The 25,780-nt window shown below is 34.8% G+C and carries 23 protein-coding genes; 5 read left to right on the top strand and 18 right to left on the bottom strand.

Translation table 11 applies throughout. The features are described 5' to 3' along the window. Positions 1–87: 87 nt before the first annotated feature. From A8B35_RS10820 to A8B35_RS10840, 5 genes are all read right to left on the bottom strand, one after another. Positions 88–798 (bottom strand): Crp/Fnr family transcriptional regulator, encoded by a 711-nt coding sequence (locus tag A8B35_RS10820; RefSeq protein WP_068472786.1) that lies wholly within the window; start codon positions 796–798, stop codon positions 88–90. A gap of 151 nt (positions 799–949) precedes the next feature. Beyond that, positions 950–1,585: a flavodoxin family protein gene (locus A8B35_RS10825; protein ID WP_068472788.1), complete on the bottom strand. Its 636-nt coding sequence runs from the start codon at positions 1,583–1,585 to the stop codon at positions 950–952. Between the two features lie 229 nt (positions 1,586–1,814). Then, positions 1,815–3,464, bottom strand: coding sequence for an NAD+ synthase (locus tag A8B35_RS10830; protein WP_068472790.1), 1,650 nt, complete (start codon positions 3,462–3,464; stop codon positions 1,815–1,817). Positions 3,465–3,511: 47 nt separating this feature from the next. Next, a complete protein-coding gene (locus A8B35_RS10835; RefSeq protein ID WP_068472791.1) occupies positions 3,512–4,168 on the bottom strand; it encodes a porin family protein in 657 nt (218 codons plus the stop codon). Positions 4,169–4,356: 188 nt separating this feature from the next. Next, positions 4,357–5,331: a bile acid:sodium symporter gene (locus A8B35_RS10840; protein WP_068472794.1), complete on the bottom strand. Its 975-nt coding sequence runs from the start codon at positions 5,329–5,331 to the stop codon at positions 4,357–4,359. 122 nt (positions 5,332–5,453) lie between these two features. Between A8B35_RS10840 and gldB the strand changes: the two genes are divergently transcribed. Both gldB and A8B35_RS10850 read left to right on the top strand, forming a co-directional pair. After that, positions 5,454–6,470 carry a gliding motility lipoprotein GldB gene (gene gldB, locus A8B35_RS10845; protein WP_068472796.1) on the top strand — a complete coding sequence of 339 codons (1,017 nt, stop codon included), beginning with the start codon at positions 5,454–5,456 and terminating at the stop codon, positions 6,468–6,470. A 15-nt stretch (positions 6,471–6,485) separates the two neighbouring features. Further along, the gene (locus A8B35_RS10850) at positions 6,486–7,016 is read left to right on the top strand and encodes a 5-formyltetrahydrofolate cyclo-ligase (RefSeq protein ID WP_068472799.1); all 531 of its coding nucleotides are present in this window, start codon (positions 6,486–6,488) and stop codon (positions 7,014–7,016) included. A gap of 60 nt (positions 7,017–7,076) precedes the next feature. Here the strand turns inward: A8B35_RS10850 and A8B35_RS10855 are convergent, their stop codons facing one another. Then, a complete protein-coding gene (locus A8B35_RS10855; protein WP_068472801.1) occupies positions 7,077–7,244 on the bottom strand; it encodes a DUF362 domain-containing protein in 168 nt (55 codons plus the stop codon). A 292-nt stretch (positions 7,245–7,536) separates the two neighbouring features. Next, a complete protein-coding gene (locus A8B35_RS10860) occupies positions 7,537–8,727 on the bottom strand; it encodes a M20 metallopeptidase family protein (RefSeq protein ID WP_068472802.1) in 1,191 nt (396 codons plus the stop codon). Positions 8,728–8,891: 164 nt separating this feature from the next. Here A8B35_RS10860 and A8B35_RS10865 point away from each other — a divergent pair, with 164 nt between their 5' ends. Further along, entirely contained in the window at positions 8,892–9,830 is a 939-nt protein-coding gene (locus tag A8B35_RS10865) for a cation diffusion facilitator family transporter (RefSeq protein WP_068472803.1), read from the top strand. A gap of 680 nt (positions 9,831–10,510) precedes the next feature. Here A8B35_RS10865 and A8B35_RS10870 read toward each other — a convergent pair. From A8B35_RS10870 to A8B35_RS10885, 4 genes are all read right to left on the bottom strand, one after another. Then, on the bottom strand, positions 10,511–11,182 hold the full coding sequence (locus A8B35_RS10870; RefSeq protein ID WP_068472804.1) for a DUF4369 domain-containing protein: 672 nt from the start codon (positions 11,180–11,182) through the stop codon (positions 10,511–10,513). 205 nt (positions 11,183–11,387) lie between these two features. After that, entirely contained in the window at positions 11,388–12,485 is a 1,098-nt protein-coding gene (locus A8B35_RS10875; protein ID WP_068472805.1) for a TlpA disulfide reductase family protein, read from the bottom strand. A gap of 158 nt (positions 12,486–12,643) precedes the next feature. Further along, positions 12,644–13,774, bottom strand: coding sequence for a methylmalonyl Co-A mutase-associated GTPase MeaB (gene meaB, locus A8B35_RS10880; RefSeq protein WP_068472811.1), 1,131 nt, complete (start codon positions 13,772–13,774; stop codon positions 12,644–12,646). A gap of 130 nt (positions 13,775–13,904) precedes the next feature. Next, on the bottom strand, positions 13,905–14,669 hold the full coding sequence (locus A8B35_RS10885) for an NAD(P)-binding domain-containing protein (RefSeq protein ID WP_068472812.1): 765 nt from the start codon (positions 14,667–14,669) through the stop codon (positions 13,905–13,907). A gap of 198 nt (positions 14,670–14,867) precedes the next feature. On the opposite strand from A8B35_RS10885, the gene A8B35_RS10890 reads away from it, so the two are divergent. Next, positions 14,868–15,575, top strand: coding sequence for an FkbM family methyltransferase (locus A8B35_RS10890; RefSeq protein WP_068472813.1), 708 nt, complete (start codon positions 14,868–14,870; stop codon positions 15,573–15,575). Positions 15,576–15,626: 51 nt separating this feature from the next. Here A8B35_RS10890 and A8B35_RS10895 read toward each other — a convergent pair whose 3' ends face one another. From A8B35_RS10895 to A8B35_RS10910, 4 genes are all read right to left on the bottom strand, one after another. Next, positions 15,627–17,888 (bottom strand): TonB-dependent receptor domain-containing protein, encoded by a 2,262-nt coding sequence (locus A8B35_RS10895; protein ID WP_068472814.1) that lies wholly within the window; start codon positions 17,886–17,888, stop codon positions 15,627–15,629. Positions 17,889–18,150: 262 nt separating this feature from the next. Then, the gene (locus A8B35_RS10900; protein ID WP_068472816.1) at positions 18,151–18,519 is read right to left on the bottom strand and encodes a hypothetical protein; all 369 of its coding nucleotides are present in this window, start codon (positions 18,517–18,519) and stop codon (positions 18,151–18,153) included. A gap of 67 nt (positions 18,520–18,586) precedes the next feature. After that, entirely contained in the window at positions 18,587–20,002 is a 1,416-nt protein-coding gene (locus tag A8B35_RS10905; protein WP_068472817.1) for an SDR family oxidoreductase, read from the bottom strand. A gap of 9 nt (positions 20,003–20,011) precedes the next feature. Beyond that, on the bottom strand, positions 20,012–20,545 hold the full coding sequence (locus A8B35_RS10910) for an NADPH-dependent FMN reductase (protein ID WP_068472819.1): 534 nt from the start codon (positions 20,543–20,545) through the stop codon (positions 20,012–20,014). Positions 20,546–20,695: 150 nt separating this feature from the next. Between A8B35_RS10910 and A8B35_RS10915 the strand changes: the two genes are divergently transcribed. Next, positions 20,696–21,328 carry a DUF4097 family beta strand repeat-containing protein gene (locus tag A8B35_RS10915; RefSeq protein WP_068472821.1) on the top strand — a complete coding sequence of 211 codons (633 nt, stop codon included), beginning with the start codon at positions 20,696–20,698 and terminating at the stop codon, positions 21,326–21,328. A gap of 95 nt (positions 21,329–21,423) precedes the next feature. On the opposite strand, the gene rlmD is transcribed toward A8B35_RS10915, so the two are convergent. The 3 genes from rlmD to A8B35_RS10930 form a co-directional block, all read right to left on the bottom strand. Then, positions 21,424–22,833, bottom strand: coding sequence for a 23S rRNA (uracil(1939)-C(5))-methyltransferase RlmD (gene rlmD, locus A8B35_RS10920; RefSeq protein WP_068472823.1), 1,410 nt, complete (start codon positions 22,831–22,833; stop codon positions 21,424–21,426). A 74-nt stretch (positions 22,834–22,907) separates the two neighbouring features. Then, entirely contained in the window at positions 22,908–23,090 is a 183-nt protein-coding gene (locus tag A8B35_RS10925; protein WP_068472825.1) for a hypothetical protein, read from the bottom strand. A gap of 16 nt (positions 23,091–23,106) precedes the next feature. Beyond that, positions 23,107–25,755 carry an Ig-like domain-containing protein gene (locus A8B35_RS10930; RefSeq protein ID WP_068472826.1) on the bottom strand — a complete coding sequence of 883 codons (2,649 nt, stop codon included), beginning with the start codon at positions 25,753–25,755 and terminating at the stop codon, positions 23,107–23,109. Positions 25,756–25,780 lie beyond the last annotated feature (25 nt).

Raw genomic sequence — 25,780 nt, forward strand, 5'->3', positions numbered from 1 at the left:
AAATTTAAAACTTCTAATCGTAAATAGAGAAGAAGTATAGAGAAGTATTTAGTAAACGAAAAAAGGAGCTTTAAGCTCCTTTTTTTATTATCCTAGTTTCGAAATTCTTTCTAGTTTCTCTGCGTCTAATATTCGAATAATTCTACCATCAACAGTTATTACTTGTTCATTAACAAAAGTAGATAAAGTCCTGATGGCATTAGAAGTTGTCATATTCGAAAAGTTAGCAAGGTCTTCACGCGATAGGTAAACATTTAATGTTACTCCATCATCTTCCATTCCGTAAATATCCTTTAATACCAATAAGCTTTCAGCCAATCGCCCCCTAATGTGTTTTTGGGTTAAGGTTACCGTTCTGTATCTCGAAAAGCCTAACTCACGTGCTAACGACTCAATAATATTCAAGCTAAATTTAGGGTTCGTTTCCAACAGCTTGTATACAATACTCTTGGGTATATAGAAAATAACACAAGGCTCAATAACAACAGCAGAAGCAACATGTGGCCCTCCGGCAAAAAATGCACGATAGCCAATAAAGCTAGTTGGGTTGGCCATACGAACGATTTGATCACGCCCGCCAAACCCATTTTTATACACCTTTACTTTACCTGAACCCAAGCAAAGCAGCTCATCAGGGGTTTCGCCCTCCTGATAAATCACTTCATTTTTCTTGAACTGACGAACAGTGTGATTGTTTAAAACAATCTCCTTCTCTTCATCTGTAAGAACAGAATATAGTTGCGTAATGTCTTCAATTGTAGGTAACTCTACATTGGAATTCGTAATTTTCTTTGGCATCTTAAAAATGTGTTTTACAACATCTAATTTCGGCTAAAGTATAAAAAAGCCCTCATATTCCCAAGTAATTAGAAAATATGAGGACTTTTTTGTCTGTTTATATATTGTTAATTTGGTGTAACTGGTTATTGGTTAGTGTTTAAATGGTGATTTATCGAATAAAACTTGTCCATTCTTTTTCTTCCTTTTCAGGTTCTTTAACCGTTGATTTACCAGCTTCAACCAATTTCATTAGCCACGCCATATTTTTGCCAAGTACACGCATAATTTGTACCCCCTCTTTATCTTCAAGGGCATCACCCGGCTTCGTTCCATGTATTACATTCCAATAGCACGATGTTGGAATTAGCATCTCACAATAGCTGAGGTAATTATTTAGCTCATTAAATGTAGGTAACCCGCCCGATCTGCGCACAGCTACAACGCTAGCCCCAACTTTATGCCTAAAAAAAGACTTGTTTGCACCAGCCACGTAAAATGCTCTATCTAAAAACGATTTAAGATTACCACCAAGCGAAGCATAGTGAACAGGAGAGCCTAGTAAAATACCATCAGCTTCTTTCATTTTCTGAATCCAATAATTCACGTCATCTCCTTTTATAATACACTTTTCATCTTGGTTTTTAGCGCACATTCCACAGGCAATACAACTGCTTATAGCTTTGTGTCCCACATGAATCATTTCGGTTTCAATACCTTCTTTCTCTAATTCATTAAATACAATGTTAATGGCGTGGTAAGTATTTCCTTTTTTATGAGGACTACCGTTAATGGCTACTACTTTCATAATAAAAAAAATTATCTGAATGTTTATACTATTTAACTTTAATGGGCTTCCCTGCGGGCCGGGCTATACACTATATCTTTGCTTCGCCATAATGGGCTCACAAAGGATGCCGTTTCTATCCCTAAGCCAGTATGACCGCTCAAAAAAGGCCGAACTAACATGAAAGATGTAAGTTCGGCCTAATATATTTTTTAAGCAAATTCTAAATTGGCTTCTTAGTAAATCAATTTTATATTTTGCTTACCAAAGGAATTCGTCTTCCCAAGCCAAAAGCCTTTGACGATACCCTAATAATTGGTGGAGTTTGAAAACGTTTATATTCGTTTCTATTAACCAAACTCACCGCTTTTAGTACTGTTTCGGCATCAAAACCTTGCGCTATTATTTTTTCTGGCGATTCATTTTTCTCAATATAATTGAATAAAATGTTGTCTAAAACATCATAATCAGGTAACGAATCAGAATCTTTTTGATCAGGTCTTAATTCCGCTGATGGTGGTTTTACAATGGTGTTTTCAGGAATTACCTCACCATCTTTATTCATATATCTAGCAAGGTCAAACACATCCGTTTTATATACATCCCCAATTACAGACATACCGCCGTTCATATCGCCGTATAAGGTACCATAACCCACAGCAGCCTCACTTTTGTTAGAAGTATTTAATAATATATGCCCGAATTTATTAGAGAGCGCCATTAATAAAGTTCCTCTGATACGTGCCTGAATATTTTCTTCTGTAACGTCAGGTTTCTGACCTTCGAAAACATCACTAAGCGTTCCTTCGTATGCATCCACAATCCCTTTAATAGGAACTATGTCGTACTGAATTCCAAGGTTTTTAGCCAAGTCTTCAGCATCTTTAATAGAATGATCAGATGAATATTTAGAAGGCAATAAAAGTACTCTTACATTTTCAGCACCCAAAGCTCTAGCTGCAATAACAACCGTAACTGCTGAATCAATACCACCCGATAGGCCTAAAGTAGCTTGTTTAAAGCCCATCTTGTTAAAGTAATCTTTCACTCCAAGAACCAAGGCATCGTGAATTAACGCTAATTTGTCGTATTCCTTAACCTCAATAGTTGTGTTGTCTTCAATTTTATCGAGTTCGCAATATTGTAAGTCCTCGGCAAAAGCCGCAAGTTCTTTAACCACCTTGCCTTCACTATTTACTACCAAAGAGCTTCCATCAAAAACCAATTCGGTATTGGCTCCAATCTGGTTTACATATACAATTGGAATATGATTCTTCTTTGCCTTATTGCTAATAATCTGCTGGCGAATTTCTCCTTGGTTATACGAGAACGGAGAAGCCGCAATGTTAATTACCAAATCAGGCTCTAAGTTCATAAGCTCCTTCATTGGCGATTTAGTGTATAGCTTACTTTTTGCGAATGAATTTGCAACAGGCTGTTCGTCCCACAAATCTTCACAAATAGTAATAGCTAGCTTTTTTCCCTTGTATGAAATTGTTCTGTAACTGCTATTGGGTTGAAAATAGCGATACTCATCAAATACATCGTAGTTTGGTAGTAGGGTTTTGTGTTGTATACCCTCGACAACACCCTCGTGAAGAAAAAATGCAGAATTGAATAAGTTTTTTCCTTTGGTTTCAGGGTTAATACTTGGCCCTCCTACAATTGCAGCTATCCCAATACATTGTTGTGCAATAATTTCTATTTGCTCAATACATTGTTGCACAAACTCTTCTCTTTCGAGTAAGTCGAGTGGGGGATATCCGCAAACCGACAATTCAGAGAATACAACCAAATCGGTATTGTTCTCTTTTGCAGTTTTGATAGTACTCAGTATCTTTTCAGTGTTTTTAGCAAAATTACCTACATGGTAATTTAGTTGTGCTAAGGCTATTTTCATTTTAAATAAATGTAATTGTTATGTACTTGCCAGCTTTTAATTGGCGATTAAAAGATAAGGGCTAATTGAAATACCAGTCTGTTAAGAACCGTTTTATCATCAAAGTCTTTATTCTTGGTAATGTCGTTAAATCCTTGGTTGTAATGCATTCCGAACGAAAGGTAACTGTTTCCTCCAAGCGAATATTGCATGCCGCCTCCAAAATGATACGATCCAAATAAATCACGAACTTCGTTTGATAAGCTGTTACCTGAACCATCATTAGTTTTTACATTAATATTGGCTGATAAGCCAAAAACACCATAAAAACTAGTGCGTTGTTGATCGTTGGTTTGTAGTTTTAAGCTCAAAGGGATTTCTAAATATTTTAATCGATATTCTAACGATTCTCCTGGTTCTAATTCTGTAGGTTTTCCTCCAATGGTAAAATCACCACCTTCAATATATTTTAATGTACCACCTGTGGTATTAATGGTAAGACCAGTAGAAATGGCGTAATTAGGAGCAAAAAACTTATCCATTACTACTCCAAAATTGTAGCCAAAAGAACTTCCATTTCCATCTACATCTGCGTGGTCTGATTTTAACCAACTAATTTGCGGACTTAATGCAAATGCAAACCTAAGGTCCGATTCGCGTTGTGTTTGAGCACAGATGGCATTTGTTATCAATATAAATAAAGCTGCAAAAAGTAATTTTCTCATGATGTAATATAATTTCTAAGCAATGTTTAGATAAATTGTTGTTTAGTTCAAGTGTTCTTGGTATTAAAACAGATGATTTAATATGTACTGATATCTCTTGTAGTACAAAATAATTGTTTAATAATTATACCGCAAACATAATTAAAATCTGTGATAGTATCAGCTTAATGATATAGCTTAAGCTAGGCTTAGTCCTTAATTTTTTGAGTATTCCTCTCTTCTTTTTGAGCAATAAAACTAATTATAACTAACTGTATAGAATGATATATCATGATGGGCACAATAAAAACTCCTTGGGATGGTATATCTTTAAATAGCACTTTTGCCATTACAGAACCATGAACCAATGATTTTTTTGAACCGCAGAAAGATGCTGTAATTCTATCTTCTCTGCTGAATCCCAGTTTAAGTGCCACATAATTGCTGATGAAATATACCATTATAAAAATACCAATGGTGATGATAAGGGTATATATAATGTAGCTTACTTTAAAGTTGCCAAAAATATTAGATGAAAATGAATTGCTAAAGCTGTGGTAAACTATTGTGAGTATTACTGATTTATCAAATAAAGTCAATGCTCTTTTATTGTTTTGAGCAATATGTCCCAAGCGTTTATTTAAAACTAAGCCAATGCATACGGGCAATATAATTTTTAATATCAAGCTTACTACACTATCTGTAATGCTAAACTGATGATCACTGGTAGTCATAAAAATGGCAACCCACAAGGGTGTGATAATTACGCCTAACAAACCCGATAAACTCGCATTGAAAATGGCTGCCGGAATATTTCCTTTTGCAATTGATACCATTACAACTGATGAAGAAACGGTTGAGGGCAACGCAGCCATAAAGAATAGTGCCATCCAAAGTATTTGCAAATCAGAATTACTTACCAAGGGAAGTAAACACAATATCAGTAAAGGGAATAATAAAAAGGTAGTGGCCTGTATTAAAATGTGGAGTTTATAGTTTGCCAAACCCATTTTCATTTCTTTAGGGCTAAGTTTTAAACCATAAAACAGAAATATTAAAGAAATACCAATGTCGGTAATGGTTTCTAGATTTGTGTTTATTGTATGATCAGAGATGGGTATAAACCAAGCAAATACAATTACACAAATGAGTGCTATAATAAAACCGTCTATCTTTTTTAGCATTAGGGATATCTTTGATTACAAAAATAAAATAATCTATTTCCGAGATCGCTATATCGGCAAATAAAAATGTCGGATAAAATATTTAAGTTTGGACTTCAAACAACTTCAATAAAAATGTGCCCATGTTATTAAATAAAATATCATCAAAATACTTATTGCTTGCCCTAATTATGATGGTTTTGTTCTCGTGTAATTCAGATAATACGCCTGATGTATCTAATATTAATGCCGATGTTAATATTATAGAGTTTTATAAGGAGTTTGATGCTATGGATTCTTCAAACGTAGAAAGTTCTTTGGCTACACTGAACGAGAAATATCCTGTTTTTATGGATGCTTACTGTCAGCGTATTGTAAAATCGGGACCGCTAAATGGTGCTGATTATGCAAAACGAGTTTTAGCATTTGTTGATTATGATGCGAATAAGGATATCATTGATTCGGCGCAACATGTATTTGTTGATCATAAAGATTTTTCGGCCCAGCTGAGCCAAGCTTTTAAATATTACAAATATTATTTCCCGGAGAATGAAGTGCCTGATATTTATTTGATGGTATCTGGCTTTAGCCAATCTATTGCCGTTGATATGGATTGGGTAGGGGTGAGTATTGAAAAGTATTTAGGGGCAGACTGCATCTTTTATGAGTGGTTAGAGATTCCAAAATATTTAAGAGTGGGCATGATAAAAGAAAAAATGGCACCTGATGTTCTTCGAGCAATGGGGCTCACTTTGTATCCTGAGCGTAATGTGAATGATGATGTAATTAGTAATATGATTTATCAGGGTAAGATCAAGTATTTTGTGAAGAAGATGTTCCCAAAGCTAGAGAATACTTTACTTTTTGATTATTCAAAGGATCAACTGCGATGGGCAGAAAAAACAGAGAAAGATACTTGGGCCGCAATTGTTGAATGGAAGCATTTGTTTAACGATGAGCGAATGACAATTCAGAAATATACTGGCGATGCACCTTTTTCAGCTCATTTTGGAAGCGATTCAGCCCCACGTATTGGCGAGTACCTAGGATATCAGATTATACAATCGTATATGAAGAACAATCCGGATGTTAGCCTCAAAGAATTAATGGAGAACAATGATGGACGTAAAATATTAGCGGCATCAAAATACAGACCATAGTGTAATACATAGTCCATGAATAAAAGGTTTCTTAGAGAAGACATTGCAACGCAAAAGAAAACGTTATCAAACAAGGATAAGGAAAACGCTTCTCGGTCCGTTTTTGCCGACTTAGAGCGTATGTCATTATTTGGTTCGGCTAAAAATATTCTATGCTATTGGTCGTTGAACGATGAATTAGGAACGCATGCCTTTATTCAAAAGTGGTTTCACGATAAAGTAATTTACCTTCCGGTTGTAAATGGCGCTAAAGTTGATTTAATACAATTTACAGGCTTAGATAAAATGCGCAGTGGTGCTTATAATATACTTGAGCCTATTGGCGATGTTTTTAGCAATTTAGAAACCATTAATTTAGCCATTGTTCCGGGTGTAGCATTTTCTGATAATGGCGACCGAATGGGCAGGGGAGGTGGTTATTACGACCGTCTGTTGCCTCACTTGGTAAATGCTTATAAAATAGGGGTAGGCTATCAATTACAAAGGCGAAACCCTATACCAATAGAGCCGCATGATGTTAAGTTAGATCAGGTTTTGTTTGGCTAAGACATAAAAAAACTCCATCTCGTAAGAAATGGAGTTTTTTTATTTTTTTGTTTGGTGCAATTAAGCTGGGCTAATTGCTTCTGTAGGACAAACATCAGCACAAGTACCACAATCAGTACAAGCATCAGCGTCAATTTTATAAATATCTCCTTCAGAAATTGCATCTACTGGACACTCGTCAACACAAGTTCCGCATGCAATACAATCGTCATTAATAACGTAAGCCATGATTATATTATTTTAATATTAGTATTTAGGCTAGCAAAATTATTTTCTTTTTTTTAAAAAGGAAACAAAAATCGAATATTGCTATCAATTTGAAATGCTTTTAAATAAGGTAAAGCCTTGCCTCTTATTTGTTATTTGCAATATTTAAATCAAAAACCATCTATAAAAGTACCCGATTTAATAGCTATTGTATTCAAATTCAAATCTTACTATAAAACAGAAAATGTTCAAATAAAGGATCACTTTTATAGATACTGTTAGAACTTTGCCAAGTTCGCTTCAATAAGCATGCTTATTTCTTCAGGGCTTCTATTGCCAAATAAGCCATCAGGCCAACTGAAGTTTCTAAAGCATCTTCGTTTAAGTTAAAACCTGGCGTATGTAAACCTCCCGTTTTTTTATCTCCATCTTGTTTTACTCCGAAACGATAAAAAGTACAAGGGAATTTTTCAGTGTAATAGCCAAAGTCTTCAGCAGTCATTCTAATATCCATTTTATGCACATGCTTTGTTCCCAAATAATCTTGAGCCGCATTGTAAGCCATCTCGGTAACGGTAGCTTCATTGGTAACTACAGGGTAGCCATCGTTGATTTTAACCTCGCAATTAGCGCCCATGCTCGAAGCCATTTCAGTGGCAACTTTTTTAATTTGTTCTTTTATTTTAGCGCGCCACTCTTCGTTCATTGTTCTTAAAGTACCAGCAACCTCAACCTTTTCAGGGATAATATTGGTAGCACCATTGGCAATTACTTTACCAAACGATAAAACAGTAGGGATGCTTGCTGCTACAAATCGACTCACAATTTGCTGTAAGGCTACAATAATATGCGAAGTTACCAATACGTTATCAGTTAAGGTGTGTGGCATGGCAGCATGACCGCCTTTACCCGTAATGGTTAAGTAAATTTCATCGCCCGAAGCCATGTACATACCCTCTTTAAAGCCCACATCGCCCGCATCCATATCTGGTAGCACATGTTGCCCTAAAATAATTTCAGGTTTTGGGTTATCTAAAGCACCTTCTTCCATCATTAATTTAGCACCTCCCGGAAATTTCTCTTCACCTGGTTGAAATATTAACAATATGGTGCCTTCCCATTCGTTTTTAAGTTCATTTAATATTTTGGCAGTTCCTAAAAGCGAAGCAGAGTGGGCATCGTGACCGCAAGCATGCATCACACCTTTGTTGCACGATTTTATATCATGGGTTTCGTTCTCATCAATAGGTAGGGCATCCATATCAGCTCGCAAAGCAATCACTCTTTTATCAGGATTTTTGCCTTTTATGGTGCCAATAATACCCGTTTTTACATAACCAGCTTTATAGGAGATGCCATATTCATCCAGTTTACTGCAGATATATTTAGAAGTTTCAAATTCTTCAAAGGATAATTCCGGATTTTCGTGAATATGTCTTCTAATCCCTATTATTTCCGAATAATATTTCTTTGTAAGGTTCTTTATTTCGTGCTTAAAATCCATTGTTACTTATCTAAAATTATGCCTGCAAATATACACTCATTTATTCTTATTTCGCTTTTTGCTTGTATCATCTTTACTTGCTCTCACTTAATTTAGAGATCATTTAGAAACGAATTTGAAAAATGAAACATCTATTTTATTAAATTTACTTTTAAAACTAATTTATGGGCCATAATCATTCTCACCATCATCATCACAATCATGGGCATCATCATCCCGAACTTAAAGGAACCAATTTGAGTATTGCCATTTTACTAAATGTGCTCATAACCGTATCTCAAATTATTGGGGCCTTGTATAGCAAAAGTTTATCATTAATGACAGATGCTTTGCACAATCTGTCGGATGTAATGGCGCTTATTATCTCATGGGTTGCCAATAAGTTAAGCAAGCGCGAAAGCACACATAAGGAAACATTTGGTTATAAACGGGCCGAAATATTAGCCGCATTTATAAATGCGGCGACTCTACTTGGGATATCAGTATACTTAATAGTAGAAGCCGTAGAGCGATTAATGGGCGGTTCAAGTATTGCTGTTAAAGGCGATATGGTTATTTGGTTGGCCCTACTCAGTATTGTAGCCAATGGTTTAAGTGTGCTGCTGATTCAGAAAGATGCCAAACATAGCATGAATATGAAGGCAGCTTATCTTCATTTGTTTTCTGATATGTTAACCTCAATTGCGGTTTTAATTGGCGGTTTAATGATGAAATATTATGGTTTTTATTGGGTCGATAGTATTTTAAGTATCATGATTGCCATCTACTTAATCATCTCAAGTTGGAAATTAGTGATAGGCGCCACCAAAGTACTCATGCAATTTGCACCATCGCATATAAATCTTAACGATATTGTTGAATCTATAAAGAAAATCGAAGGGGTTAAGGGCCTACATCATATCCATATTTGGCAACTAAGCGATCACGAAAATCATTTCGAAGCTCATATCGAATTAGATAAAGATCTTAAACTATCAGAGGTAGATGCTATTTTAAATATAGTGCGTCATGAGTTGAGCCATCACTATAATATTAGTCATCACACTTTGCAGGCCGAATATAATGTGTGTAACGATAAGTCAATTATTAATTTACACGAGTAGGCATTGCTTATAACCCAAGTTAGATTAAAATTTAAAGACACAAAGCTTAGCGAAATTGCGAGAGCATTAATACATGTTGCACAAAGCTTAGCAAAATTACGAGAACATTAATACACATTACACGGGTCTATTCAATAAACTGTGGGGTCTATTCGGGTCTATTCAATAAACTGTGTCACCAGCATTTTTTCTTTTGCTAAAGCCCTTCAGGATCAATTTTGGCCTAAATTATATTACGTATTGGGTTTTCAACCCAAACCCGACTTCATTTCTTGCCTTGAAGCAAGAAACGGAAGCAAAGAAATTCAAGGCTACTTTACAAATAACTTTCTTATTTATTTAAAGCTTAAGTGCGGTTGGCGGATCTGAGAGCACAGCTCTCAGCTAGCCAATCTTACTAAAGCTTTAGATAAAACAAAAGTTTTTTGTAAAGAGGCCATATAACATGACGCATAAAAACAAACCCCTAAAAATAAAAGATCCGATACTAAGATAGACATCAGTAAAATAGAACCAAGCCTTAAAAACATTTAGGAAACTATTGGTATTGGATAGTTAATATGCACAGTAGGTATGGTTAAAAGTATAAAAAAAGCCGACACAATGGCCGGCTTTTGTATTTTCAAACAACTTTATTGCAAAGCTGAATTTATAACATTGATATTAACTTAATACCTCAACTATTCTTTTTTCTTTTGCTCAAGTATATCATTGAGTGTAGTAACATATTTATGCGTTCCTAAGTCTGTTTCAAACGCAGTTACTAAAGATTTATATTCCTCTAAATTAAACTCGCTAGCAGCTTGTATTGCCCAATGAGCAGCCACAACGTTGTTTGTATTATTTTTTATGAATTGCAGAAAATACTCTTTTTGCTCTTCCATAATTTCGTCAACCTCTGTTCTGATTGCATCAACAGCTTCTTGGTTACCAGAACTCATAGCTTGTTGGTATTCACGTTTTACTTCGTCTAACCTTACTTGCGAAGGAATTGCCTCGATAAAAGAATTATAGATATCCGTATTTTTAGAACCCGTAATAGTAGCTTTATTAAGCTCTTTTACATCGGCAGCAATAGTGATATCTGCATTTTCGCCAAAGAATATGATTGGAGCTCTATAGGTATCAATAAAAATTAAATATAACTGGGCATCTTTTTCAGATCCTGTAAAAGTAAACTTACCATCTGTAATAACAGCGGTGTCTTTAGGTGCAGGACGACCATTTTCAAGAGTATGTAAAATCGCTTGTCCGTTTAATACCCCTTCTACTGTACCGTTAATTGTGTAGTCTTTTTGCTGACATGCTACAAAACTGATGGCAGCCAAAGCAATAATTAATAAATTTTTCATATGTTTTTTTTCAAGTAATAATTCCTATTTGTTTAGAGCTACAACAATACTATAATTTTAAATAATCTTCGATTAAATATTTCAAAGTTTCTATTCTAATATTTGTTTTGTTGTGGATTATAAACCAAAAGGTTATGATTACAAATAATTTCTATAAAAAAAAGCCGGTACAACGTCCGGCTTTGATATTTTTATAAACTAGTGCTTAGTTCAATAACTCAGCTAATTTTGCTTCAAGTTCTTCACCTCTTAGGTTTTTAGCAACAATCTTACCTTCTTTATCTAATAATAAAGTAAAAGGAATGCTTTGAATACCGTAAGTGTTAGCAACGTCACCTGTTCCGTCAATTAATTGAGTCCAGCTTAAACCATCCTCATCAATAGCTTTTTTCCAAGCTTCTTCATCTCTATCTAAAGAAACGCTTAACACATCAAACCCTTTAGCTTTGTATTCATTGTAAGCTTTAACAACATTAGGGTTCTCCTCGCGACAAGGCTTACACCACGATGCCCAAAAGTCAACCAATACGTAGTTTCCTTTTAAAGAAGATAAAGCAATATCAGCGCCATCAGCTGTTTTAAGCGTAAAATCTGGAGCAACAGCACCTATTTCAGTAGCTAATTTAGCTTCAGCAGCTTTTTCCATTGGCTCAACAATATCTTTAAGAGCGGCCACATATTTGTGCTCTCCTAGGCTAGCTTCAAAAGAAGTTATTAAAGCTTTGAATTCATCTAATTCAAACTCGCTAGCAGCTTGCAATGCCATGTTAGCACCAACTACGTTAGTGGTATTGTTTTTAACAAACTGAATGAAATAAGCTTTTTGCTTTTCCATTATTTCTTCAACTTCTTTTTGAATAGCAGCAATGGCTTCTTGGTTTCCAGAACCCATAGCTTGTTGGTATTCTCCTTGAATTACTTCCATTCTGTCTTTAGAAGGAATTCCATCAATGAAAGAAGTATAGATATCGGTGTTTTTAGAACCTGTTATTTTAGCTTTGTTAAGCTCTTTTGCATCAGCAGTAATTGTAATATTCGCGTTTTCGCCAAAAAATACAATTGGAGCTCTATTGTCATCAATAAAAATTAAATACAATTGAGCTTCATCTTCAACGCCTGTAAAAGTAAATTTACCATCAGTAACAACTGCAGTATCTTTTGGAGCAGGACGACCACCTTCAATTGTTTGAAGAATAGCTTGTCCTTCAGCAACGCCTTCAATAGTACCGTTAATTGTGTAATTTTTTTGCTGACAAGCTACAAAGCTAATTGCAGCAATAGCAATAATTAATAATTTCTTCATTTGTTTTTTTGTTGTATCAAGTAAAATTACTTAATCGTTTATTTTAGTTATTTATTTTTTTAGTCGTACAATAATAGTCAGATTTTTACATTCTGCCACTACCTAGCCACAATATCTTTTACGTGATTTCCTTTAAAATATTGCCTTATATGTGGGTTTTATCCCTTATAGTATAGTTCGAGTAGTTTATGTGCTGCCGCAAAGGAGCTAATTTCATCATTAAGTACCTGATTTTTAAATTTATCAATTTCAGGTTTAATCTCATTATTGGTGTAAAAGTTGGCCTTAAGTTGTTCATTAATACTCTCAAACATCCAATACTGACTCTGGTCTTTACGTCGTGCATCAAAGTATGAATTGGCCTTGGTGTTATTAACGTATTCTTTAACCATATCCCATAAATTGGCAATGCCCTCGTGGTATAATGCAGAACAGGTTTCTACCCTCGGCGACCAACCTGATTTTGTAGGCGGAAATAGGTGTAGTGCACTGGTATATTCGGCTTTTGCCATCGATGCTCTTTTTTGATTGTCGCCATCGGCTTTATTTATAGCAATGGCATCAGCCATTTCCATAATACCACGCTTAATGCCTTGTAGTTCATCGCCAGCTCCGGCAAGCATAATCAGTAAGAAGAAATCGACCATTGAGTGTACCGCCGTTTCAGATTGACCCACACCAACGGTTTCAATAAATATAGTATCAAAGCCTGCCGCTTCGCATAAAATAATGGTTTCTCTGGTTTTACGAGCAACTCCTCCAAGCGATCCGGCCGAAGGGGAAGGGCGTATGTAGGCATTGGCTTCGCCCGAAAGCTCTTCCATGCGGGTTTTATCGCCTAAAATACTTCCTTTTGATCGTTCACTACTAGGGTCAATTGCTAATACAGCAAGCTTGCCACCGTTTTTCACAATGTGCATTCCTAGCGATTCTATTAAAGTACTTTTTCCGGCACCGGGTACACCTGTAATCCCCAATCGAATTGATTTACCCGTAAATGGCAAGCAACGCTCAATAATTTCTTGGGCAATTTTTTGATGCTCAGGTTTAGAACTTTCTACTAATGTTACTGCCTGACTTAACAGAGTGATATCTCCTTTGCGGATACCTTCAAAAAAAGTATCAACACTCGGTAGTTTTCGTTTGCGTTTTAAGAATCTTTCAGCCGCAGCTTTATTTACTATTTCAATATTTTCAACTCCCTTATTAACATTGAGGTTTTTAAAATTTGGGTCGTTTTCTATATGATGATCGTCGTGCTTAAATCCAAATTGATCGTTATTCGCCATAATATACTTTACGGATTAATTGATTTGCAGCAAAAATACTGCTTTATTTTGGTAATTTATCAGAAAGCAAAACGGAATTTAGTTGAACATGTTCAATGTGTAGCGTTAAAATTAAAACAAAAAGAAAAGCTTAGCTTAATAACTTGGCGTACTTAAAACTGTAGTTTAAAATATTCTTTAATTTTTGGTTACTAATTATTTTGTAAGGAGCAGTACTTTCTTCTTCTAGTTTGTGGTTTTCTCTGCCTACTTTTTTCATTTCTTGTATGTAATATTCGCCGCGAGTAGGGTGCTCGTCTGCGCAAGCATTTAAAACTTGTCCGAATATATTTTTAGTGATGATTAGATGAAGAATAGCTAAACAATCATCGCGATGAATCATATTTACATATCCCTTGGGGTTGCGTATGATATTATCGGGTCTGATAAAATTCCCCGGTTTGCGTGTATATCCAATAAGACCAGCAAAACGAATTATGGTTGTTTTAAAAATAGGGTTGTTAATAAACAGTTTCTCTATTTCGGCTAATGGGCCGTCGTTGGTAGGGGTTTCTTCATCTACAATACTATTACTTGCAGTATATACCGAAGTAGAACTGATGAATATTACTTTTTTAATAGTTGATTTTTCGATATGCTTTATCAAAGAACGATACGCCTCAATGTTTTTTGATGTAATTGCAATTAATAATACCTCTGAATCAAGAAAAGGCTCGATGTTATCATTAATATCTTCGGTGTTTATTACAAAAGCATTAATGTTGTTTTGCTTTAAAGTATCTAGTTTCGCAGTACTTGTGCACGAACCGTTTACTTTATAACCTTTTTTTAGGAGCTCTTTTGCGAAAGGTAAACCTAACCAACCACAACCCAGAATACTTATATTTTTTGTCATTTGTATTAATGTTTGATTTATAAACTAATAAAGTTACGCTTTGTTCCACTTCGTTTTTTATCTGGCCTATAAAGTTAATCTAAGTCAGATATATTTATATCTAAGCTGTGAAATTTAAGCACAAATTTAATGATGAATAATTAAATGATTAAATTACGTCGGTTTTAAACTTTTTAAAACCCTAAGAAAATCTATATCGTGGAAGCAGTATTAAATATTATAAAGCGCAAGTTGATAAATCCTCTTAAATATAATCATATAAAAATAGGGTTAAGGAGTAAGGTAAAATGGTACGGAAATAAGTATGGTGGTTTTTATCTTAACCCTGATTTATTAAGTGATCAATCTATAATTTACTCCTTTGGAATAGGGGAGGACATTTCATTTGACCAATCCTTAATTGAAAATAGACAATGCAAGGTTTATGGATTTGATCCGACTCCTAAGTCTATTGCTTGGTGCATGAATCAGGATTTGCCTGCTAACTTTCATTTTTATCCATTTGGTATTTCTAATAAATCGGGTAAAGAAATGTTTCATTTGCCTAAGAATAAAGATCATGTATCGGGTAGCTTGGTTTTACAAGATAATGTTTCGGATAAAGATATGGTAGAGGTTGAAATGCAGTCTTTTAGCGATATTGTTAAAATGCTAAAGCATGACCGTATTGATGTGTTAAAGATGGATATTGAAGGCTCAGAGTACAATATTATTACAGATATTTTACAATCGAGTGTAGAGATAGATCAAATTGCCATTGAGTTACATGAGCGTTTTTTTGATGATGGTAAAGATAAAACTATTCAATTAGTGAATGATATGAAGCACAATGGATATGACTTGTTTGCTATTTCAGATTCCTACGAAGAGGTTTCCTTTGTAAGGAGAGATGCTTTGAAAAATTAATAAAAACCACCTGTTTATATTACAATTATATAAACAGGTGGTTGATCCGTTTTATTGCAGATCGATGTTTAAAGAAACAAATACATTTCTGCCGGGAGCATAAATAGGGGTAGGGTCACTGCCCTTAACAGAACGACTCAAGTGTTCGTAATAAGCTTGATCGAGTAGGTTATGCACTCCAACCGTAGCGCTACAAAATTTCAAGAAGCGATAGGATATTTTGGCATCTAACAATGTAAATGAAGGTGTTTTAGTTTCTCCAAATTCTTCTGATATTCTATCTTGTTCAATAACATGGCGTATTGAAACTATTGGAATTAATGTGTTATTAAAATATTTACCCATCAAGGTATACCTTATATCCAGAGGTGCAATTTCAGGTAGAGGCTCATCTCGTTCTAAATCTTTACCATATGTATAAGCCAAGCTCAAATTATGCTGCACCCCCCATGCAATATCCTGTTGCCACGAAGCTTCGAAACCTGTTTTAAGCGCATTATTTATGTTTATATACTGGCGAACACCTGGGCTGCTCGGCATTTTCGGATCTATGTTAGGGTCGATAACTGAAGAAATGTAATCTTGAAGATAAGCAGCAAATACATCAAAACTAATTTGTGTTTTAGGTTGTTTAAATTCCCAAATTATATCTGCTTGATTGTTAATTTCCGGATTAAGATCTGGGTTACCAATCATTTCGTAAGGATCTAAACCTACAGGAAAAAAGTTAATGTAACTTTCCGTTAAGCTTGCACTTCTCTGCACTCTACCCAACCAAAAACTGAGGTTGTTATTGGCATTTAATGCTCTGTTAATACCTGCGCTAATGCCTGGGTTAACCTGCGTTTTTTCTAAATCATTATACAAAGATGCAAAGTTAGTATCGGGGTCGTTGGCTTTACGCTGATTCAATTCTAAACGACCAGATAAAGTGTACCTGAAGCTATTTTGAGTTATTGAATATTCTGCAAATAATCCTGTTTTACTAATTTGAGCATCTTGCCATACATTATCTTTGATTGTATTGCCTTGCATTTCACCCATAAGCATATTACGTGTCCGTTCACCATCGGCATTTTCAAAACGATAATCCGCCCCAGCGTACAAAACGCTATTATTAAAACTCCAGAAACCTTCTGTTCTACCTCCATAGGCTTTAGTATTAGCTTTGGTATCTGCATTAACCATTCTGGGGTCTAGTTTTTTACTATAATTATCCATAGTATGATCAACGAGAGATCCATAAACTAAAGTTTTCCAATGCTGGAGGTTTTTATTATTGAAGTTTAATTCGTGCTGTGCATTTAAAATCCAAGTATCATCCGACCTAAGATCCATTGCTAAAGCTGGGAAGTCGACATCTTTAGCAATATTATTAACAGCAGAAAAACTGAGGTTCTGAGTTTTGCTTATTGCCACCCGACCGTTAATGCCATAGCTGTAACGCAAATAATCGGCTTGCACAGTGTTGTTGTTTCCATTTTTATAGTCATTGCCTTCAGAATATGCGCCCAATATGCCAATATTATATTTTTTGCCCGATAAGCCAACCAATGCTTCCGTTCTGGTTTGATTTCCGTTGCCCTCATAACCCCCAGTAGCCCTTCCATAAACATCTGCTTTATCAGAGTACTTTAGTTTACTTTGCTTAAAGTTAATGGTACCACCAACTGCATTTCCATATCGCAAGGCGTAGGGGCCTTTTAATATTTCAATTTCACCAATTGTATTGGGCGAGATTTGGCTCGAAGGCGGATCCATTCTATTGGGACAGGCAGCTATTGCATTTTGACCACCATTAATAATAATATTGAGTTGTTCATATTTAAAGCCTCGCATTACAGGATCAATTCCATAACTACCACTTTTACGGATACCATTTATGGCAGGTATTTGGGTAAGTATTGAAGCACCATCATGTGATAAGTTATCTTGATAAGATAGTTGGATATTTTGTTCGGTATCTTTATGATCATGCATACCAATTACAGTTACCGGAAATAAATTCACTTCTAAGGGCGCACGTTTTATTGTACCTTTTTGAGCAGCAGTATTGAGCTCTTGTGCATTGAGCGACCAAGTTCCGTAACTAAGGTGCGAAAGTTGGAGCGTGCTATTATCATCGAGTTCAACATTAATTAATCCTTCAGAATCGGATGAGCCTTTAGCATTATTATATTGAAAGTTGAGGCCAGGTATTGCTTTATTGGTGTTGGCATCAATAACTTTAATTTTTGTTTGAGCCTGTGTAATCAAACTCCAAAGGCATAATAATATTATACCGAATATTTTAGGGTTTATGTTACTTTTCATGTGTTTAGAATTTACTTTTTAATAGTTACATGAAACTGTCAAATCAATTTTAATTTGGGCACTAGTGGCACTTTTATATTAAAATATCCATGTTCGTTTCATATTTCTGTTTACAGATGATTTATGCAAATTTTATCTATCTCGTAATTGGATAGAATGCTTCCATTCAGCATGCTAGCTGTTCTTTATTAATGCAATAAATATCATATTAACTACTACAATCCAGAAGATTGTGATTAAGAATGTAGTAAGTGAACTAATGTTAAGCCATCTGTGGCGGTCGAAATAATGAATGAAATCGAATGTAATTGTAGTAATTGTTTATTTCAATCCAAGTATGTAGACTGTCTTTACACATTGATGAAATTGAAATAATTTTGGTATAGAATAAATCTATGTTAAAGTCCTTTTTCTGATTAGGGATGTTTTGTTTATCCGTTTCTTTTTGTTGGTTTTGCTTTTTCTTTAGTTGGCAACAACCCTTACAGCTTGATTCCTCGATATCTTTCTCAATACAAAGGTTTTTTGCAATATAATCTTGATTCAATTTAAAGGAAAGGAATATTGTAGCATGCTTAAAAGTGCCAATTGCAACGATAAGAATTAAGAATATGGAAAATATTCGTTTCATGCTTCTGTAGGGAACTATTTTTTTTGAATATACGATTAATCGGATACAATTCTAATGTAACAAACCTCTAGCTTACTAATTTGTTGAGTAAGCCCTTAAAAATAATCCCATGAAATGGATAAACAGCAAACCAATATACTCTTCCCCATAAGCCATTCGGACGGAAAGTGGCCGTTTGTATTAAGGTATTTTCATTTGCATTAAACTCTAACCATGCTTCGCCCGGTAATTTCATCTCTGCAAATAATAATAAACGACCTTCTTCTTTATCAGCATAAATCACTCGCCAAAAATCAAGAGCATCTCCAACATATATTTCATCTTGGTTGGTTCGGCCTCTTCTTAAACCTACACCACCACTTAGCAAATCCATAAAACCTCTAATTTTCCAAAGCCAATTGGCATGATACCAGCCAGTGTTTCCACCTATCTTCCATACCTTATCAATAGTATTTGAGATGTTTGCAGAAGCTCTTTCTCGTTTATCAACAAAACAACCAAAAGTTGGAATATTTATAAAGTCTGAAACTTTAAATTCAAGAGTTCCGTTAACAATAGCATCTTTCCAACTAGATATAATTTCGTTTTGCTCAATTCTAATAAATGCTTTTTTAATGGCTGTTTTATACGATAGGGGTTTAATTCCAATAATTGAATTAATATTACTGTCCTTTGCAATCACTTCAACCTTCATACTATCAACCAAGGCAGATGCCAATTTATAAGTGGTTGTGGTAACAAAATACAGCCAGTAAGATGATAAACGAGGTGTCATTACAGGAATACTGATGATCGTTCGTTTTAAATATCGCACAGCAGCAAATTGCAGCAGCATTTCTTTATAGCTTAATACTTCAGGACCACCAATGTCAAAACTTTTATCATATACACTCTCATTATCTACAGACTGAGATAATATTTTAATTACATCAGTAATAGCTATGGGTTGGCATTTGGTTTTAAGCCACTTGGGAGCAACCATAATGGGGAGCTTTTCTACCAAGTCGCGGATTATTTCAAATGAAGCACTTCCTGAACCAATAATAATACCTGCTCTAAATGTAGTGAGTGCAAATTTACCTTTCCCGAGTTCTAATTCTACATTTTTGCGCGATTGCAAATGAGGGGATAAGTTTTTGTCATTAATAATACCGCTTAAATAGATCACTTGTTTAGCCTTAGTATTATTAATGGCATTGGTGAAGTTTCTTGCCGATTTAATTTCAAGTTCTGCATAATTCTTGGCTGCAGACATGGAATGCACAAGGTAGAATGCACAGTCAATATCTAATGGGATATTATTTAGTGAATGCGGATTGAGTAGATCAACTTCAATAATTTCAATTTTACTTTTGAGTGAGGCTATAGGTGTAAAGCGTTTCATATCTCTTACACAGCAAACTACTTGGTGACCTTGATTCACCAATACAGGTAATATGCGTTTACCAATATATCCTGTTGCACCTGTAAGAAGAATTTTCATAGTGTTTTTTTATAAAGCGTTTGAAAATGTGGTGATTGCTTTGTTGAAATCATCGTTTAGTTTATCGTCGATAATACCTTTTTGATCATCAAAGTTATCGTAAAAGGAAGGTAGTGAAAATGTTGCTATTGTATTTGAGTTGCTATGCGCATATGTTTTATGTGCTATGTTTAAAACCAACGATGCTCCATTGGGCCCCGGAGAGGTTGATAAAAGAAGCATGGGTTTGTTATTCCACACATTTTTATTGATTCTGGTAACCCAATCGAAAATGTTTTTATAGGCAGCGGTATATGCGCCATTGTGCTCAGCAAATGAAATAATATAAGCATCTGAGCTTTGGATTATATTGTTGATTTTGTGTGCTAATTCAGGTATCTCAACTTGTTCCTTATCGATGCTGTAAATAGGAAGTTCAAAATCATTTAGATCGATTAAGGTAATTTCGGAATCGTTAAAAAGTTTGGCTGCAAATTGACTGAATTTTTTATTAATGGAGTTTTTGCTACTACTTGCTCCAAAAGCTAAAATTTTTTTACTCATAATTTATTTAGTTGAAATGTTAGAATAAATCATTCTGATATCTAGGGAAACAAGCATTAAGCTTTAATAGTTTAGAATTATTTTTTGTTTAGCTGTAACTTATGGTCATAGGAAGGCGTCTCAAGTATATAATCTAAAAAAAATATTGATATGAAAACTTTAGCATCCTTAATTATACTTTTTAGCATAACAGTAACTCTAAGTGCACAAAATAAAAGGTTCGATATAAACGAGGAATTTTCTGGAATAAAAGAAATTGAAGTGGATATGGTTTTTTCAGATGTATTTGTTGACGAGTCAGGATCGGATAAAACTGAAGTTAACGGATACGTTGAATGGGAAAATGAGAAGAAAGAATACAGTATCACTACTAAGAAAAGTGGATCTACGTTAATTGTTAAACTGATACACCCAAATAAAACAAAAGGAAATTGTGAGGGTAAGTTGTATATAACTACACCTAAAAATTGCGAATTGCAAATAAATACCGTTAGTGGTGATATAAATGTTTCAGGAGTAGGTAATGATGAATTAGAATGCAATACTGTTTCTGGTGATATTAGATTGAATAATATAGCTTGTGATGTAGAATTAAATACGGTGTCTGGAGATATGAGTGTAACAAATATTGGTGGCGATGTTGATACCAATACTGTATCAGGTGATGTTGAAATAAATAAAGTGAAGGGTGATTTTGAGGGGAACTCTGTTTCTGGTGATTTTGTGATTAGAGAGTTGAAAGGAAAAAAGAGTATTAGCACCCTATCGGGTGATGTTGAGTAGTAGACAATTGGGTAATTAATAGTGTATTTAAAGAAAGGCATCAACAGTTTATACGTTGGTGCTTTTCTTTATTATACAGCTTAATTATTTTATTTTTATCTTAATTCTAATTGAACCACATTTTCAACATGGTGCGTATGTGGAAACATATCAACAGGTTGAACTTTGGTAACTTTATATTTATGATCCATTAATCCCAAATCACGCGCCTGTGTGGCTGAGTTACAGCTAACATATACTATGCGAGGAGCATTTGTTTTTAATAAGGTATTCACAACATCTTCATGCATTCCTGCTCTTGGAGGATCTACAATGATTGTATCAGGCATTCCATTTTCGCTAATAAATTGCTCATTAAGAATGTCCTTCATATCACCAGCATAGAAGCTTGTGTTGTCTATTTTGTTATTTGCCGAATTTAGTTTCGCATCTTCAATAGCCTCAGGAACGTATTCTATACCGACTACCTTCTTAGCCTTTTTAGCAACAAAATTTGCAATGGTTCCTGTGCCTGTGTATAAATCGTACACAATTTCATCCCCCTTAAGTTCAGCAAAATCGCGTGTTATCTTATACAGCTCATATGCCTGATCTGAGTTTGTCTGATAAAAAGACTTCGGTCCAATTCTGAACTTTAACTCTTCCATCTCTTCAGTAATGAAATCTTGACCATTATAGCAGATAATATCCTGATCGCCGATGGTATCATTTGCTTTCTCGTTAATCACATACATTAACGAAGTAATTTGTGGGAATTCAGTTTTTAAATGCTCTAATAAGCCTTCGCGTTTTTCAACATCTTCATGATAAAATGCTACTATAATCATTACTTCTCCGGTAGAAGTGGTTCTGATAATTAATGTTCTTAAAAAACCTTCGTGATTTCTGATATCGAAGAACGTAAGACCATTGTCAAGCGCATATTTTTTGATGGCCAATCTAATGCTATTTGAAGGCTCATCTTGTAGCCAGCATTTTTTCACATCGATAACTTTATCAAACATACGAGGTACGTGGAATCCTAAACCATAACGCTCAAGTGATCCCTCTTCCATTTGCATTTCGTCATTATCGAGCCATCTTTTATTAGAAAAAGTATATTCTAATTTATTACGATAGAATTGAGTTTTCTCAGAACCAACAATTGAATCAACTTCAGGAAGCTCAATTTTGCCTAGTCGTTTTAGGTTATTCTCAACCTCGCGTTGTTTGTATTTTAGTTGTTCAGCGTAGGGTAGTGGTTGCCACTTGCAGCCACCACATTTTCCAAAGTGCTCGCAAAATGGTTCTACTCTAATATCAGATAAGGTATGATATTGTGTTACATAGCCCTCAAGATAGTTTTTACGTTTTTTATTAACCTGCACGTCAACAATATCACCAGGTACAGCATGTTGAATAAATAGAACTTTATCATCTATCTTAGCCATTGCTTTACCTTCTGCAGCTACATCTATTACCTCAACCTTTTCAAATAGCGGTTTTCTTTTTCTTGATCTTCCCACAATATCATTTAATTATATTCGGCGCAAAGATAAAAAAAAGGTTACCACTTAGTAAGTGATAACCTTTATATTTTTTACTCTTCAGTTCCGAAGGGGTTGTGTTCAAATGAGCTTGAAGTCTCCGTTGGGCCAGAAGCAGCAGTCTTTTGTGGACCAGGCTTATCTGGAGGAGTAAATTCACTCATTAAAATCATTGATATCTCAGAGTCTACTGAAATAACTTCAATTTTTGGATTGGTATAAATTAGTTTGCTCATGATTATGTCAAATATATTATTTTTTTAGATATATCTTTTGTGAAAAGCTATTTTTTTCTGACGTGACCCTAACAATAACTATACCGTAATAATCAACAATAAAGTTATTCATAGTATCAGAGTTTAGTTGTTGCGCATGGATTTGACGTCCTGATATATCATAAATAATGCAGCTTGGGTTTATTAGCGAAGGTGTATTAATATATACACTGTTGTTTAACGAGTAAATCAAAGGTTTATTGTCGTCTTTTATTTCTTTATTATCAGTAGAAGTAGATGGTTTTATCTCAATTTCAAATCTTTCATTAAAAGTTCCATTCTTTGTGTAGAATTCATATTCAGACCCTTGAGTCAGGGTTATTTCTTGTTCACTTACCTTATCGGTTAGTGTAATATCAATTTCACCTTCGATATTTTTAAGTTCATTAAGTTGAATTTTATAGGTACCCTCTTTGCCTATTTTGTAACCAACATTTATTGTTTGTCCTTCGTTGTAACCTGAATAAACATCAATAACAAAGTTTTTATCTTCTGCGACTGTATATAATTGCAATATCTCCGCATTACTAGAGAAGCGTCTTTCGGCATGATGCGTATAGTTGTTATTATCTGCAGACTCCTTAAAAGCAATCAAATAATCATCTGCAATATTATTACTATTTATCCCTTTAAAGCGAATTTGTTCTGTAGTTCCGTTACTTGCAGTTGTTGATTTTAGATAAGAGTTGTTACTTATAACTCGTGAATTTAGAGGAATGGTTACTGTGCCTTGTGTTTCAGATTGGTTAACTTGTACCCAGAATGCGTGACATGACGGTATATAACTTGGCTTCGATCCTATTGTGTTAACATATAAAGGATCCCCTCCTAGGTCATCAGCAGGAGTGTATACAGCGAAAATACCAGTTAAATTGTCTAATATATAAACATGTGGATTCATTTCACTTGATAATTCAACAAAATCCCAATCAATACCACAAGGAAATGGGTTACCCAGTAAGTTCCATCCATAATTATTTGGAGAGCTTGTTCTATAGGTATCAAGAGGACCAACTTCAGAATTATTTATTGTACCGTTAAAACTAATGACTTCATTAGCGGATCCGTAAGCAATATAACCTTCTCCAGGAGTCATAGCTTCGTTACTTCCTAGCAATTCCCATGTTCCACCTGAATATGCATTTCTTCGGTATACGCTGTTGGTTATATTTGAGTTATTCATTGTGGCACCTGTAATAGGAGGTGATATGTAAAGCCCTTCAAGTTCTCTAGCAATTAGCTGTTGTATATCTACATTAGCATCAGTAGTTGTTAGCGTTCCGTTTAACAATAAGTTAGCATTTCCGATATTTTCATCGATTGATGAACCAAGTGTTAATTCTTTTGCTACAGTAATGCTAGCTCCGCTTGTTACTGTAAGTGCCGCACCTGCATCTATTTTTAAGTTTCTAACATAATGGCTACCGCTACTAACTTCGGGATTGTTCGTAGTAAGCGGAATATGTACACTAATCCCCTCTGCAAATGTTCCTGTCCAATTATCGTCATCTGAAATATCGCTTGAAACCGATCCATTCCATGTAACAAGGCCATCTGTGGTAAAATAAGAACTAAGCCAAGCTGTTTCACCACCACCTGTAATACCCTTTAAGGGAGCAATTGTGGTTGTTATTTTTTCATATTGAGGTAATGTGCTGGTTGGAGTTATTGTAATAGTTGTTTTGTCGTTACTGACTACAGCTGTATATGGAATATCGATACCTTCGTTCTGTAAAGTGATTAGTGAACCTAAATCAGCATCAGTTAAATCAGTACCATCGGTTTTTTGCACTCCTTCACTGTAAATTATGCTTACAATGCTATATACGCTAATCCCATCCGATTTATCTTCAGGACTGAATGTGGCTGTAGGCATTAAAGTCTCCGTAGTAAAATTCCAATCACTTGGATCGGAAATACCACCAAAAGCTACATCATTTGTATTTAGTATATATCCGTTTTCTATCACCACATAGTAATCGGTATTGTATTCGAAGTTGGGCGGGTTTATAGTTACCGTATTTCCAGAAACCTGTACAGCATTATTACTAGTTGTAAAAGTAGTAAAATCACTATCGTCGCTAGTATATCTAATGTGGATTGATCCTGAAGTCCCTTTTTTGATTTCTTCATTGAATTCAATTTCAAGACTTTGGTTTATTAGAACTCCAGTTGTATTTGGTATTGGGTTATATGAGATGATTGAAGGTGGTGGTAGTGAAGCTTCGGTTGTAAATATCCAATAATTATCGTCCCAAATTTCATCAAAATCAACATCATTTATTAATATATATCCAGTGCTGTGATAAACTGAGTATAATTTATTGTTTTTAAGACTGAATGTTGATAAGTCAATTGTTAGTAGGTTATCTTCAAATTGCATTTCGGGATCATCTAAACTAATGACATGAAAATCTTCGTCAGATTCTATGGTGAATTCAAAATTTCCTCTTCGGTCTCTCTCTAATACAATATCATCAACATCATTAAAAGATATTGTTAAGATGGGGTTTATAGTTACATCAGTAGCTCCTATGGCAGGATTGTATACTTGCCCCCCAGCACTTTCACTAATAAATAATATTAATAAGGCAACTAGAATCTTTAAATACGTCTTAGTCTTCATATAACCAATGGTTGAATTTGTGTTT

Origin of the sequence: Saccharicrinis aurantiacus (assembly GCF_001660705.2) — a bacterium.
In the GTDB taxonomy this organism is placed as follows: Bacteria; Bacteroidota; Bacteroidia; order Bacteroidales; family Marinilabiliaceae; genus Saccharicrinis; species Saccharicrinis aurantiacus.